The organism is Tessaracoccus sp. MC1627 (genome assembly GCF_014164725.1).
GTDB lineage: Bacteria > Actinomycetota > Actinomycetes > Propionibacteriales > Propionibacteriaceae > Arachnia.
Map to the genome: position 1 here is coordinate 23,350 of NZ_JACJGA010000007.1, position 14,467 is coordinate 37,816.

The following is a 14,467-nucleotide window of genomic DNA, read 5'->3' on the forward strand; positions in this document are numbered from 1 at the left end:
GTCCCTCCCCCTCCTTTGTGGCGTTGTGACTGATGTGTCCTGTCTACGCCCGGGGGGAGGGTGCCGGTTGCATTTCAGTTTCCGGCGCGCCGCGATCAGTGTGTGGCGAGCAGCTCCGCCAGCGACATCGAGGACCGTCCCGCCAGCGACGTCAGCTGCGTCTGGCAGCTGAACCCGTCGGCCAGCACGATCGCGTCCGGGTGCGCCTCGACGGCGGGGCCGAGATCGTGCTCGAACACAGCCACGCTCACCTCGTGGTGCCCGCGCTCCACGCCGAAGTTCCCGGCCAGGCCGCAGCAGCCGCCCACCGCGACCAGGGTGGCTCCGGTGGACTCGATGAGCGCCTTGTCGTGTCCCCAACCGATGACCGAGGCGTGGTGGCAGTGCGGCTGCGCGACGATGGTGTGACCCGTGAGGTCCGGGGCGCGGAAGTCGGCGTCGGTGGCCAGGAACTCGGCCAGAGTCAGCACTGTGCCGTCGAGCGCGGCGACGTCGGCGTTGTCCGGGAGAAGCTCGGGGGCATCGCTGCGCCAGACTGCGGTGCAGGAGGGCTCGACTCCGACGATCGGCACCCCGTCTCGCACGTACGGGGCCAGGACGGCCGCGGCGTTGGTCAGCTGACGGCGGGCGCCGTCGAGCTGACCGGTGGAGATCCAGGTCAGGCCGCAGCAGGCGTTCTCGTTCAGGACCTCGGGCTCGTAGCCGAGCCGCACCAGCACCTGGACCATGGCGGCGAACGAGGTGGACTCGAAGCAGTCCGAGAACGAGTCCACCCAGATGAGGACCCGACCCTTGCTGCCCGCGGGCACCGCGGGCATCCGGCTCCGGGCGCTGCGGTTGGCGAAGCGGGGAATGTCGCGGCGGGCGTCCACGCCGGCCCCCCATCGCAGCAGCCGCCCGAGCCCGGGGGTCTTGCCCACCACGTTGATCAGCGAGCCCAGCCCGGGGATGGCGGTGATGAGCCGACCCCAGCGGGGGAGCCAGCCCAGCGCGTAGTGGTTGCGGGGGCGGAGCCTGCCCTTGTACCGCTCGTGGGTGACGCGGGCCTTGTAGGCGGCCATGTCGATGCCGGTGGGGCAGTCGCGTGCACAGCCCTTGCAGGAGAGGCACAGGTCCAGCGCGGCGTGCACCTCGGGGGAGCGCCAGCCCTGGGTGATCAGCGAACCGTTGACCATCTCCTGGAGCGCCCGCGCCCGGCCACGCGTGGAGTCCTTCTCGTTGCGGGTGGCCTGGAAGCTCGGGCACATCACCCCTCCTGCGCCGGTGGTGTCCGCCAGGCACTTGCCCACCCCGCTGCACTGGTGGACCTGCTCGACGAACTCAGGCTCCGACAGCGACAACGGTGACCGGCTGGCGGCCACCATCCTGAGATCGGCCTCCACGGGGGCGGGGTCGACGAGCACCCCGGGGTTGAGCAGGTTCCTCGGATCGAAGATCTGCTTGACGCCCGAGAACAGCTCCAGCGCCTTGGGCGAGTACATGTGCGGCAGCAGGGCCGAGCGTGCCCGTCCGTCGCCGTGCTCGCCGGACATCGAGCCCCCGAAGCCCGCCACCAGCGCGGCCGCCTCCTCGACGAAGGCGCGGTACCGCGCGGCGCCGTCGGGTTCGGTGAGGGGGAAGTCGATCCGGCAGTGCACGCAGCCGTCGCCGAAATGGCCGTAGGGGAGGCCGTGCAGGCCGTACCTGGCCAGTAGGTCGTCGAACGCGCGCAGGTAGTGGCCGAGCTGGGCGGGCGGGACCGCCGCGTCCTCCCAGCCCCCGTAGGCGGGCTTGGCCAGGCTGACGCCCGCGAGGCCGGCGCCATCTGCGCGGATCTTCCACAGCTGGGAGGCCAGGGCCGGATCGTCGACCACCCAGCCCTCTCCGGCCTTCGCGGCGGCCGCCAGCGCCTCAGCCCTGGCGCGGACCTCGGCGGCGGCGTCGCCGACCACCTCGAGGAACATCCAGCCGTCACCGGCGGGCAGTGGCGGGACGGCGGCGGCGCCCGACTTGGCGACCACCACGTCCACGATGCGCCGGTCCAGGCCCTCGCACGCGGTGGGCTTGAAGCGCAGCAGGTTGGCGATGTCGTCTCCCGCGTCGGCCATCGTCGGGTAGCCGAGCGCCACCATGAGCCGCTCGGGGGCGTCGGCTACAAGGCGAACGGTCGCGCGGACGATCACGCCGAGCGTGCCCTCGGTGCCGGCGAAGAACTTCGCCACGTCGAACTTCCGCTCCGGCAGCAGGTGCTCGAGCGAGTAGCCGGAGACCTGGCGGGTGAACCGGCCGAACTCGGTGCGGATGACCCCGAGGTTGGCCGCCACCAGCGAGCGCAGCTCGGGCACGTCGTCGGCGCCGAGGGTCAGCAGCTCGCCGTTCCCGGTGATGATGTCCAAGCTGACCACGTTGTCCGCCATCCGGCCGTAGCCGAGCGCGCGGGGGCCGCAGGCGTTGTTGCCGATCATGCCGCCGACGGTGCACCGGTTCGAGGTGGAAGGATCCGGGCCCAGCCTCAGGCCGAACGGCCGGGCGGCGATCTGCAGTTGCTCCTGTACCACGCCGGGATCGATCACGGCGGTGCGGGTCTGCGGGTCGATGGAGTGGATCCGATTGAGATGCCGGGAGGTGTCGATGACCAGGCCGGGGCCGACGGCGTTGCCGGCGCAGGAGGTGCCCGCGCCGCGGGCGGTGATCGGGGTGCCGGTGTCCAGGGCTGCGCGCACCAGCGAGATCAGCTCTTCGGTGGTGCGGGGATGGGCGACCGCCTGCGGGGCCACCCGGTACAGCGAGGAGTCGCTGGAGTACAGAGCGCGGGTGAGCGTGGAGGTGTCGACGATCCCCGCGAGGTCCCCGAGGCGGTCGAGCAGCTGAGCGTGGGGCGCGGAGGTGGTGGTCACCCGCCCTAGTCTGCCACCGCCAACACCGCCGACATCGCGCGCCCGAGCGCAACATAGTCCTCCGGGGACATGGCGTCGACGAACACGCGCCGCACCGAATCCACATGGGCAGGCGCGGCCTTCTTCAACAGATCGAACCCAGTCTGGGTCATGGTGGCCTGGACCCCGCGACCGTCGGAGGCGCACGACGTCCGCTTGACGAAGCCCGCCTGCTCCATCCGCTTGACGGTGTGCGTGAGGCGCGACCTCGAGTGCCCGACCGAGGCGGCCAGCTCCCCCATCCGGATGGTATGGTCCGGGGACTCGGACAGGCGCACGAGCAGCTCGTATTCGGCGAGGCTCAGCCCGAAGTCGCGCAGGGCCTCCTCCAGGTATTCCTCGATGTGGGTCTTGGCCAGGAGATAGCTCCGCCAGACGCGTTGCTGGCTCTCGCTGAGCCACCCGTTCACTGGTTCGGACATTCCGTCAGTCTAGCAGGTTGTTAAGCTTTCAAGTATCCCTGCCGATACTTCGCCCACGGCTCAAACCCCTACCCGCTCAATGCCACCCCCGATAGTCTTGGCTGAAAGTGAGAAGGGACTGCCACCGTGGGTATTCGTGAAGACATCTTGGAGAAGGCGGCCGACAGCGTCGGCCACATGTTCAGGCGGCGCGTTGAGGCGACGCCCAACAAGCTCGCCTTCATGTATCCCGAGGCGGCGGCCGACATGCCGGCCGGGTGGACGAAGCTGACCTGGCAGGAGACCAACGACGTCGTGGAACGTCTGGCTGCCGGACTGCTCGCACGCGGTCTGCAGTACGAGCAGCGCGTCGCGATCTGCTCCAACACGCGCATCGAGTGGATCTTCATGGATCTCGCGATCGCGCTCGCCGCCGGGGCCACCACCACGGTGTACCCGAACACGCAGGCCGGGGACCTCCACTTCATCGTCAAGGACTCCGACTCGGTGATCTTCGTGGCGGAGAACGCCGAGCAGGTGGCCAAGCTCACCGACACGCCCGAGTTCGATGCGCAGGTGCACACCATCGTCGTGTTCGACACCACAGGCCTGACCCTTGACGACCGGATCATCTCCTTCGAGCACCTGCGCGAATCCGGCGAGCGCTACCTGGCCGAGCATCCCGAGGCCGTCGACGAGGCGGTCTCCTCCACCCACCGGGAGTCGCTGTCCACCCTGATCTACACCTCCGGCACCACGGGCCGACCCAAGGGCGTCCGGCTCAACCACATGTCCTGGGTCTACGAGGGCGCGGCCACCAAGTACCTGGACATCATCGGCCCGGACGAGCTGCAGTACCTGTGGCTGCCGCTCAGCCACGTCTTCGGCAAGGCGTTGATCGCCGTTCAACTCGACTACGGCTTCGCCTCCGCCGTCGACGGGCGCATCGACAAGATCGTCGAGAACCTCGGCATCGTGAAGCCTTCGTTCATGTGCGGCGCGCCCCGCATCTTCGAGAAGGTCCGTGCCGCCGTCATGACGGGGTCCACCGGGCTCAAGGGCAGGATCGCCCGCTGGGCCTTCCACGTGGGCTACCAGTCCATCGACGACCGCCTCGCGGGCCGCCCGCTGACAGGGGCCCTGGCGCTGCAGTACAAGGTCGCGGACAAGCTTGTCTTCTCCAAGCTCAAGGAGAAGCTGGGCGGCAACATCAAGTTCATGATCTCCGGCGCGGCCAAGCTCTCGCCGCAGGTGCAGCAGTGGTTCTACGGTGCGGGCATCCTCATCGTGGAGGGCTACGGCGCCACCGAGACCAGCGCCATCGCCGGCGTCGACCTCCCGCGTGACCCGCACTTCGGCACCGTCGGCCCCATCCTGCCCGGCATCGAGCGGAAGCTGGCGGACGACGGCGAGCTGCTGCTGCGCGGCCCCATCATCACACCCGGGTACCACAACCTTCCCGAGGAGACGGCGGAGGCGCTCGACGCCGACGGCTGGTACCACACGGGCGACATCGCCGAGATCACGCCGACCGGCCACGTCAAGATCACGGACCGCAAGAAGGACCTCTTCAAGACCTCCGGCGGAAAGTTCGTGGCCCCGCAGAAGGTGGAGAGCGCCATCCAGGCCAACATCCCCTACGTGGCGCAGTCGATCGCCATCGGCGACGGCCGCAAATACGTCTCCGCCCTGGTGGTGCTGGACCCGGTGATGCTGCAGAAGTGGGCGGACAACCACGGGCACGGCGGGCTCAGCTACGCCGAGCTCAGCCGGCGTCCCGAGATCCGGGCCTCGATCGAGCGTTGGATGGAGCGCGTCAACGCCAAGCTCGAGCGGTGGGAGACGGTCAAGCAGTTCGCCATCCTGGACCACGAGCTGACGGTGGACAACGAGGGCGTCACGCCCAACATGAAGATCCGTCGCTCCATCGTCACGGAGAAGTACTCGGACCTGGTCAACTCCCTGTACCCGCAGGAAGGCTGAGTGTTCGAGGTCCGCTGCCCCCTGCGCTGGTCAGATCTGGACGCGCAGGGGCACGTGAACAACGCCATCGTGGTGGATTACCTGCAGGAGGCTCGCGTGGCGTTCCTCCGCAGCGGCCCGGCCTCCGACCTCCTGGACGCCGGGGTGGTCGTGGTCGGCCACGAGGTGGAGTATCGGCGGGCCATCGACTATTCGGACGACGGCGTGGACGTCCGGCTCGGCGTGGCGGAGCTCGGCGCGGCGCGGATCGCGCTGTCCTATGAGCTGCGCCAGGCGGGCGAGCTCGCCGTCGTCGCCCGGACGCTGCTCTGTCCCTTCGATTTCGAGGCGCAGGCGCCCACGCGGATCCTCCCGGAGTACCGGGAGTTCCTTCAGGCCCATCGCGTGGAGGCCGAGCCGCTCAGGGCGCTGGCGGCGCCGTCGCTCGAGGGTCGCGGGACGAAGGTGCCGTTGCCCGTGCGCTGGACGGACCTGGACTCCTACGGCCACATCAACAACGCCAAGGTGTTCGACTACCTGCAGCAGGCGCGGATCTCTGCGACGACGGCGTGGGATCCGGACATGGCCCGCGCCGGCTCGGCGGGGAGTCGGCATCTGTGGCTGGTGGCTCGCCAGGACGTGGACTACGTGGCCCAGATGGACCACCGGATGGAGCCCTACGAGGTCCGAATCGCACCGGTGGCGCTGGGGTCGTCGTCGATCACCCTGGCTGCCGAGATTCTCGATGCGGAGGACGGGACCCTCTTTGTGCGCGGCCGCACCATCCTGGTCTGCGCGGACCTCGACGGTCGCAAGACCCCCCTCGCCGAGACCACGAGAGAGCGCCTCGGCAGGCACCTCGTCACCTGAGCCGACCGGCTGGACACGGCCGCCGGACGGGCGTAGATTGTGAACGTTCACATCGGCAGGTTGTGCCATCGACGGTGACAACGGCCGGAAGCGAAGATCCCTCAAGGAGAACCCATGGAAAGCCCCTTCGCCGGCAAGGAAATCTGGTTCCTCACCGGCTCCCAGGACCTCTACGGCCCGGAGACCCTGGAGCAGGTCACGGCCCAGTCGCAGGATGTCGTGGCCCTGCTCGACGCCGCCGAGATCATCCCGGTGTCGATCGTCCACCGCCCCACCCTGAAGGACCGCGACGCCATCCGCGCCGAGATGCTGGCCGCCAACGCTGATCCCTCCTGCATCGGCGTGATCACCTGGATGCACACCTTCTCGCCGGCCAAGATGTGGATCCTCGGCCTTGCCTCCCTGGACAAGCCGATGCTGCACCTGCACACGCAGGCGTCCATGGGTCTGCCTTGGGACACCATCGACATGGACTACATGAACCTCAACCAGTCCGCGCACGGCGACCGCGAGTTCGCCTACATCGCCTCCAGGCTCGGCAAGGCGCGCCGCACCGTCGTCGGTCACGCGTCCACCGAACCGGTGCAGGCGAAGATCGGCACCTGGGCGCGCGCGGCCGCAGGCTGGGCCTCGCTCCACAACACCAAGCTGGCCCGCTTCGGCGACAACATGCGCAACGTGGCCGTCACCGAGGGCGACAAGACCGAGGCCGAGCTGCGGCTCGGGGTCTCCGTCAACACCTGGGGCGTCAACGACCTGGTCGCGGCCGTCAACGCCGTCTCCGATGAGGCCATCGACGCCCTCGTGGCCGAGTATGAGGAGCTCTACGACGTCGTGCCCGAGCTCCGCAAGGGCGGCGAGCGGCACGAGGCTCTGCGCTACGGCGCGCGCCAGGAGCTGGGGATGCTCAGCTTCCTGGAGGAAGGCAAGTTCGGCGCCTTCACCACCAACTTCGAGGACCTCGGCGGGCTCAAGCAGCTCCCCGGGCTCGCCGTGCAGCGCCTGATGGCCGCCGGCTACGGCTTCGGCGCCGAGGGCGACTGGAAGACGGCCATCCTCGTCCGGCTGGCCAAGGTCATGGGCTACGGCCTCCCCGGCGGCGCGTCGCTGATGGAGGACTACTGCTACGAGATGACCCCCGGCAAGGAGAAGATCCTCGGTGCCCACATGCTCGAGGTCTGCCCGTCGTTGACCACGGCCAAGCCCAAGCTCGAGATTCACCCCTTGGGCATCGGCGGCCGCGAAGACCCCGTGCGCCTCGTCTTCGACGCGGACCAGGGCCCGGCCCTCGTCGTGGCCATGGCAGACATGCGCGAGCGCTTCCGCCTCACCATGAACATGGTCACCAACGTGGCGCCCGACGCCCCGCTGCCCAACCTGCCCGTGGCGCGCGCCGTCTGGGAGCCGGCCCCGGACTTCGCCACCTCGGCCGAGTGCTGGCTGATCTCCGGCGCCGCGCACCACACGGCCATGTCCACCGCCACCACCCGTGAGATGTGGGAGGACTTCGCCGAGATCGCAGGCATGGAGCTGGCGATCATCGACGAGCACACCACCGCCCGCGGCTTCGCGCAGGAGCGCCGCCTTGAGCAGGTCTACCACCGGCTCACCCAGGGCATCTGAGCCCGCCCGCGGGGGTCGCGCCGCCGGCCGGCCCCCCGGGATGATGGCCGTGGCCCGTCTGGCGGGCGTGTCCCACCAGACGGTGTCGCGGGTCATCAACTCGCCGGACACCGTGCGCCCCGAGACGCGCGAGCGCGTCGAGGAGGCCATCCGGGAGCTCGGATACGTCCGCAATCTGGCCGCCCGCTCGCTGATCACGCAGCAGACCGCGCTGCTCGGAGTCGTCTGGACGGGCTCGGGCTACGTCGGCCCGTCGAGCACGGTGGCAGGCATCGAGGTCGCGGCCAGGGCCGCCGGCTACGCGACGCTGGTGGCCGCCCTCGAGAACCCTGACGACGACGAGGTGGCTCAGGTCTTCAAGGGCTTTCGGGATCGCGGTGTGGAGGGGATTGCCATCGTGGCCCCGCACGACCGGATGGCCAGGCTGGCCCGCGAGTGCAGCATCGGGATTCCCACCGTGCTGGTCGCCGATACCGACCCCACCGACGGCTGTCAGGTCGTCACCGTCGATCAGCGGCTGGGCGGCCATCTGGCGACGGCGCATCTCATCGAGCGCGGATGCCGGCGGATCGCACACATCTCCGGCCCCCTCGACTGGTTCGACGCGCGCGCCCGTGTCGCGGGCTGGCGCGACGCCCTCGTCGAGGCCGGGTTGCCCGTGCCCGAGGTGATCGTGGGGGACTGGTCCGCCGAGTCCGGGTACGCCGCGGCGCGGCAGATGCTGGCGGAGGCAGACCTTCCCGACGCGGTGTTCTGTGGCAACGACGCCACCGCCCTCGGCCTGATGGCGGGCCTCCGAGACGCCGGCGTCGAGGTGCCCGGGCAGGTCAGCGTGGTGGGCTACGACGACTCGATCGGCGCCGCGTTCTTCGCCCCGCCGCTGACCACCGTCGCGCAGCCGTTCACAGAGCTGGGCGGCGCATGCCTGGAGGTCCTCGTGGCCGCCATCACGGGCGACGCCCCGGCGCTCACGCAGTTGGCTCCCCAGCTGCGTGAACGCCGGAGCGTTCGATGACTCCCTAGCCCTGCGGCACAGCCCAGAGCGCGGTGGACCCGGGGCTGACGCCACTGAGCGTGGTCACCCATGTCTGGGCAGTCTCATCCCACTGACGGAAGGTCTCGGCCGAGACCTCCTCCCCGTCGAGGGTGAGGAGCACGCGGTCCCCGTCAGCCGTCCACGTGCCCGGGCGGTCGCCATTGATGCTGCCGTCGTCCAGCAGCGTGATGGAACCCGCCTCGCCCATGGAACGGTCGATGGTGCGCGGGCCGTGGTCCACCAGTGCATAGGTGCCGGGGATGTCCTCGGCGGTCGTCTCCCGGTCCGGGGCCCCCGCCCAGCGCAGCGGCGAGATGACCGGCCAGCCGTCCTCGTCGATGGCCACCTCGTGCACGCGCACCTGATGAGCCTCCCCGCGGCCCGGGAAGCGCGCGTGGAACGCGATGAGTGAGCGTCCGCTCTCCTCGTCGACGAACGGCGAGCTGCCACCGGGGGAGACGTATCCGAGGGCGGGCAGCGTGTCGGTGGCCGGTGCCAGCACGTGGTTCCCCATCAGCTTGACCGCGGACTCCGCGATGGTCACGTCGTCGAACAGCGGGAGGGTGGGATCCGACTTCACCTCTGCCATGTCCACACCCTCGGCGTCCAGGTAGGGCCCGTCGGGGCTGGTGGAGCGCGCCACTCGGATGTTGTAGCCACCCGCCGCGTCCAGGCCGCCGTAGGTGACGAAGAGGTAGTAGTACCCGGTCTCCGCGTCGTAGCTGACGGCCGGCCCCTCGATCCGGGAGTGGTTGCCGCCCCAGAGGTGCTTCCCGTAACCCTGATCGGGCAGCGGGAAGCCGGTGGCCGGGTCCAGCTCCAGGGTGAACAGGCCGCCGGAGAAGCTGCCGTAGACCATCCAGAGCCTGCCCTCGGCGTCGTAGAACACGTCCGGGTCGATGACGTTGGGGTGGACCCGGGCGTCGAACGGGGTGCCGTCCTCGCTCTCGCCGCTCATGCCGGACTTGAGGATGAGGCCGAGGTCCTCGTAGGGCCCGGTGACCTCGTCGGCCACCGCGATCCCCATGGCCGACAGCGGGGAGTCGCCGCGGCAGGCGTCGTAGTAGAGGTAGAAGCGGCCGTCTGCCAGCTGGATGATGTCCGGCGCCCAGAGCGAGTCGGTCTCGGCCCATTCGAGGGCCTCCGACAGCTCCTGCGTGACGTCCTCGAACAGGGGGTTGTCCGCGTTGACGCCCTCGGCGATCTGCGTCCAGTCCATCAGGTCCGGGCTGGAGGCCGCCTGCAGGTGGGATCCGATGAGGTAGTGGGTGCCGTCGACCTCGATGTGGTCCGGGTCAAGCACGGTGGCGTCGGCGAACTCGGGTGCGGCACCCTCCGCCTGACATCCCGTCAGGCCGAGGGCGACGGCGAACGCGAGCGCCGCGAGACGGGTCCGCACGTCAGCCCAGCGCCAGGGTCAGGGTGATGAAGCTGTGTGGGGGTAGTTCGATGTCGAGGTGGCCGTCGGTGGGGGTGGTGGTGGGGAGGTTGGTGGGGGCGACGGCGTCGGGTTGGTTCGCGGTGTTGTGGTCGGTGATGGTTGGGGCGGTGAGGATGCGTCCTGTGATGTTGGTGACGGTGCGGCCGCGGAGGTCGAGGTGCACTGTGCGGGGCTGGTCGAGGTCGAGGTTGGACAGGGAGATGAGTGCTTGTCCGTCCTTCACGCTGGCCGAGCCGCTGATCAGGGGCAGGGTGGTGTCGCCGACCTGCCGCGTGGGCACCGGCTCCCCGATCCACGCCACTGCCAGGCTGTCGGCGTCGTGGTGGCCTTTGTTCATGTCGAAGACGTGGTAGGTGGGGGTGGTGATGAGGGTGTCGCCGTCGGTGAGGAGCACGGCTTGGAGGACGTTGACGGTTTGGGCGATGTTGGCCATCGCCAACCGGTCGGCGTGGCGGTGGAAGGAGTCGAAGTGGACGGAGGCGACGAGGGCGTCGCGCATGGTGTTCTGCTGGTACAGGAAGCCGGGGTTGGTGTCGGGCTCAACGGCGAACCAGGTGCCCCATTCGTCGAGGACCAGGCCGATGCGCTTGGAGGGGTCGTAGACGTCCATCACGTTGCCGTGGCGGGTCAGCAGTTCTTCGATGCGCCAGGCGGCGGCCATCGTCTGGTAGTAGGTGGCGTCGTCGAAGTCGGTGGCTGACTTTTTGTCTTCGAAGGTGGAGGGCATTGTGTAGTAGTGCAGGGAGATGGCGTCGAAGAAGTGGCGGGGGTTGCAGCCGCAGCCGAGGTCTCCGAGGGTTTTCATGAGGGTTTCGGTCCAGTGGTAGTCGTCGATGTTGGCGCCGCCGGCGATCTTGTAGAGGGTGTTGCCGTCGTGTTCGCGGCAGTAGGTGGAGTACTGGCGGGCGAGGTCGGCGTAGTACTCGGCGCGCATGTTGCCGCCACAGCCCCAGGATTCGTTGCCGATCCCGAAGAAGGTGACCTTCCAGGGTTCGTCGCGGCCGTTGGCGCGGCGTAGTTCGGACATGGGGGCGGCGCCGGAGCGGGTGAGGTATTCGATCCAGTCGGCCATTTCGCGGACGGTGCCGGAGCCGACGTTGCCGCAGATGTAGGGCTCGGTGCCGAGCTGGTCCACCAGGTCCATGAATTCGTGGGTGCCGAAGGAGTTGTCTTCGACGACGTTGCCCCAGTGGGTGTTGACCACCGAGGGTCGGTCCTCACGGGGGCCGACGCCGTCGTGCCAGTGGTATTCGTCGGCGAAGCAGCCGCCGGGCCAGCGAAGGTTGGGGATGTTGATGGCCTTCAATGCTTCCACCACGTCGGTGCGCATCCCGCGCACGTTCGGGATGGTGGAGTCCTCGCCGACGAACAGGCCGCCGTAGATGCAGGCCCCGAGGTGCTCGGCGAAGTGGCCGTAGACGTGCCGGGAGATGGTGGGGCCCGGCACGTCGAGATTGACGACAGCGGTGATGGGCGTTTTCGTCACGGGTGGCTCCTCTCAGCGGGCCAGGCGGACCATGGCCCACGAGGTGGGGGGCAGGTCGAGGGTGAGGGTGGTGCCGGTGAGGGCGGCGGTCTCGAGGGCGCGCGGGGCGACGGTGGTGTCGTCCTCGGGGCTGGCCTGCCAGAGCGGGTCGCTGTGGTGCAGCGCCACCGCCTCGGTGAGCGTGAGCCCCTCGGGCACCTCGCAGGAGATGGCGATGGTGTCGGTCTCGTGTCGGTTGACGAGGAACAGCGCGCCGTCTGTGTCGGTCCAGGTCGCGACGGCGTCGACGGCCTGCACGTCGCCGAACTGCTCGCTGTGGATGGTGGGGCCGTCGATGATGACGCGCAACACGTCGCCCTGGGCGAACTTCGAGGTGAGCGCGAAGGGGTGGAAGATGGTCTGCTTCCAGACCGGTCCCTCCGGCTCGGCCATGATCGGGGCGATGACGTTGACGAGCTGGGCCTGGCTGGCGGACCACACACGGTCCGTGTGACGCAGGAGTGAGATCAGCAGGTTGCCCACCACGACGGCGTCGGCGACGCTGTAGTTGTCCTCGAGCAGCCGAGGGGCCACCGGCCAGTCGTCGCCGGTGGGGGGCTTCGACGGAGTGCGGTCCTGGTACCAGACGTTCCATTCGTCGAAGGAGATGCCGATCACCTTCTCGCTCTTGCGGGCGGTGGCGACGGCGTCCGCGGTCGCCGCGACGGAGGCGATGAACCGGTCCATGTCCTCGGCGCTGACGAGGAACTCCTGAAGGTTGCCCTGCTCCCAGTAGTAGGCGTGGGCGGAGACCATGTCGACGTAGTCGTAGGCCTCGGTCAGCACGGTGCGTTCCCATTCGCCGAACGTGGGCATCGAGCGGCCGGACGAGCCACAGGCCACCAGTTCGAGGCCCGGGTCGATCATGCGCATGGCGCGGGCCGTCTCAGTGGCGAGGCGCCCGTACTCCTCGGCGGTCTTGTGGCCGATCTGCCAGGGGCCGTCCATCTCGTTGCCGAGGCACCACATCTTCACGCGGTAGGGATCCTCGGCGCCGTTGGCCCGGCGCTGGTCGGCGAAGTGCGAACCGCCGGGCACGTTGCAGTACTCCAGGAGGTCCAGCGCCTCCTGCACGCCGCGGGTGCCGAGGTTGACCGCCATCATCGGCTCGATGCCGGCCTTCGCGGCCCAGGTCATGAACTCGTCGGTGCCGAAGGTGTTGGGGTCCGTGGAGTGCCAGGCCAGGTCCAGGCGTGCGGGGCGCTCGTCGACGGGGCCGACGCCGTCCTCCCAGCGGTACCCGGAGACGAAGTTCCCACCGGGATAGCGGACGCTGGAGACGCCGAGTTCCTTCACCACGTCGAGTACGTCGGTGCGGAAGCCGTCCTCGTCAGCGGAGGGGTGGCCGGGTTCGTAGATGCCGGTGTAGACGCAGCGGCCCAGGTGCTCCACGAAGGAGCCGAAGGTCCGGCGGCGGACAGGCCCCACGGTGAAGGCGGGGTTGATGACGAGTCGGGCAATTGACATGGCTGGACGGGCTCCTTCGCCGGTCGAGATTTCATCGATGTAACCGATCATGTCACGGCCCGGCGGCGAGGTCAAGAGGCATGGCTGCCCCCACCGTCGCCATCGATGAACGACGACGCCGTGCAGGGTGGGTGGTCAGCGCGACGAGTCGCGCAGGACGAGCTCGTAGTCTGCGTAGATCCGCTGAATCGGACTGCGTTGGTCCAGCGGGGCATGCGCTTCGGTGATGCGCTTCTGCAGCAGCTCCACGGCCGTCCGGGCGATCTGGGTCCGCCCGGGGGCCACCGAGCTGAGGGTGGGGCGAGTGTAGGCGGCGTCTTCGATGTCATCGAAGCCGATCACGGCCACGTCTCCCGGCACGTCGATCCGATGCGAGCTCAAGCTGTGCAGCACACCCATGGCCATCGCATCGTTGAGGGCGAACACGGCGTCGAACGGTTCACCGGAGGCGATGAGGGCCTCCATGGCCTGTGCGCCAGTGTTGCGATGCCACAGCTCCGCGGGGCACAGGAGCCTCTCGTCGACGGGGACGCCCGCCTGCGCCATCGCCGCCCGGAATCCCTGCTCGCGGAGGGGGCCTGAGCCCACCTTCTCGCCCGGATGGGTCCCCACGACGGCGATCCGCCGCCGCCCGCTCTGGAGCAGGTGCTGCGTGGCGGCCTTGGCGGCCTCCACGTTGCTCATCGTGATGTGGTCGTTGGTCGAGCCGAACACCCGCTCGCCCAGCAGGACGAGGGGGAAGTCCACCTGGAACAGGTGGATGTCGTCCTGGCCGAGCGCCAGGGGGGAGAAGATCAGGCCGTCGGTCATGAACCTGCGCTGGCCGTGCAGCACGTCGATCTCGCGGTCGCGGTCGCTGTTGGTCTGCTCGATGAGCACCCGCAGGCCCACCTTCTCCGCCTCGACGATGACCGAATCGGCCAGCTCCGCGAAGTAGGGCAGCTTCAGCTCGGGAAGTGCCAGCCCGACGAGCCCCGTGCTGCCCTTGCGCAGGTTGCGCGCGGTGATGTTGAGCTCGTAGCCGAGCTTGTCGATGGCGGCCTGCACGCGGGCCTTTGTTGCGGCCGCCACGTGCGGGTGGTGATTGACCACGTTGGACACCGTCTTGGCGGAGACGCCCGCCAGTTTGGCGACGTCCTGCATGGTGGCTGCCACCCGTGACTCCTCTCGGTGAAATCCTCTGTGTCGATCCTCCCACATTCATCGTTGAAATGGCAGGTGGGGTGG

General features: G+C 69.0%; 10 protein-coding genes. 4 read left to right on the forward strand and 6 right to left on the reverse strand.

The genetic code is table 11. The features are described from left to right. Positions 1–95: 95 nt before the first annotated feature. Together H5399_RS13720 and H5399_RS13725 are read right to left on the reverse strand one after the other, a co-directional pair. Positions 96–2,876, reverse strand: a complete 2,781-nt coding sequence (locus tag H5399_RS13720; RefSeq protein ID WP_182783616.1) for an FAD-binding and (Fe-S)-binding domain-containing protein — start codon at positions 2,874–2,876, stop codon at positions 96–98. 5 nt (positions 2,877–2,881) lie between these two features. Next, a complete protein-coding gene (locus tag H5399_RS13725; RefSeq protein ID WP_182783617.1) occupies positions 2,882–3,337 on the reverse strand; it encodes a MarR family winged helix-turn-helix transcriptional regulator in 456 nt (151 codons plus the stop codon). Positions 3,338–3,463: 126 nt separating this feature from the next. On the opposite strand from H5399_RS13725, the gene H5399_RS13730 reads away from it, so the two are divergent. The 4 genes from H5399_RS13730 to H5399_RS13745 all read left to right on the forward strand — a co-directional run bounded on the left by H5399_RS13730 (position 3,464) and on the right by H5399_RS13745 (position 8,786). Next, a complete protein-coding gene (locus H5399_RS13730) occupies positions 3,464–5,299 on the forward strand; it encodes a long-chain fatty acid--CoA ligase (RefSeq protein ID WP_370585774.1) in 1,836 nt (611 codons plus the stop codon). After that, the gene (locus H5399_RS13735) at positions 5,300–6,148 is read left to right on the forward strand and encodes a thioesterase family protein (RefSeq protein ID WP_182783619.1); all 849 of its coding nucleotides are present in this window, start codon (positions 5,300–5,302) and stop codon (positions 6,146–6,148) included. It begins immediately after the preceding gene. A gap of 114 nt (positions 6,149–6,262) precedes the next feature. Next, positions 6,263–7,771 (forward strand): L-arabinose isomerase, encoded by a 1,509-nt coding sequence (gene araA, locus H5399_RS13740; protein WP_182783621.1) that lies wholly within the window; start codon positions 6,263–6,265, stop codon positions 7,769–7,771. Positions 7,772–7,814: 43 nt separating this feature from the next. Continuing rightward, positions 7,815–8,786 carry a LacI family DNA-binding transcriptional regulator gene (locus tag H5399_RS13745; protein ID WP_255422351.1) on the forward strand — a complete coding sequence of 324 codons (972 nt, stop codon included), beginning with the start codon at positions 7,815–7,817 and terminating at the stop codon, positions 8,784–8,786. A gap of 4 nt (positions 8,787–8,790) precedes the next feature. Here the strand turns inward: H5399_RS13745 and H5399_RS13750 are convergent, their stop codons facing one another. The 4 genes from H5399_RS13750 to H5399_RS13765 form a co-directional block, all read right to left on the reverse strand. Continuing rightward, positions 8,791–10,206 carry a glycoside hydrolase family 43 protein gene (locus H5399_RS13750; protein ID WP_182783623.1) on the reverse strand — a complete coding sequence of 472 codons (1,416 nt, stop codon included), beginning with the start codon at positions 10,204–10,206 and terminating at the stop codon, positions 8,791–8,793. 1 nt (position 10,207) lies between these two features. Further along, complete coding sequence (locus H5399_RS18610) at positions 10,208–11,734, reverse strand: alpha-L-arabinofuranosidase C-terminal domain-containing protein (RefSeq protein WP_182783625.1); 1,527 nt, start codon at positions 11,732–11,734, stop codon at positions 10,208–10,210. Positions 11,735–11,746: 12 nt separating this feature from the next. Next, complete coding sequence (locus tag H5399_RS13760; RefSeq protein WP_182783627.1) at positions 11,747–13,240, reverse strand: alpha-N-arabinofuranosidase; 1,494 nt, start codon at positions 13,238–13,240, stop codon at positions 11,747–11,749. 135 nt (positions 13,241–13,375) lie between these two features. Next, the gene (locus H5399_RS13765) at positions 13,376–14,395 is read right to left on the reverse strand and encodes a LacI family DNA-binding transcriptional regulator (RefSeq protein WP_220491018.1); all 1,020 of its coding nucleotides are present in this window, start codon (positions 14,393–14,395) and stop codon (positions 13,376–13,378) included. Between the last annotated feature and the right edge of the window lie 72 nt (positions 14,396–14,467).

Coding starts and splice junctions, on each gene's coding strand:
- H5399_RS13760 (WP_182783627.1), bottom strand. CDS start 13,240: ATGTCAATTGCCCGACTCGTCATCAACCCCGCCTTCACCGTGGGGCCT.
- araA (WP_182783621.1), top strand. CDS start 6,263: ATGGAAAGCCCCTTCGCCGGCAAGGAAATCTGGTTCCTCACCGGCTCC.
- H5399_RS13725 (WP_182783617.1), bottom strand. CDS start 3,337: ATGTCCGAACCAGTGAACGGGTGGCTCAGCGAGAGCCAGCAACGCGTC.
- H5399_RS13745 (WP_255422351.1), top strand. CDS start 7,815: ATGGCCGTGGCCCGTCTGGCGGGCGTGTCCCACCAGACGGTGTCGCGG.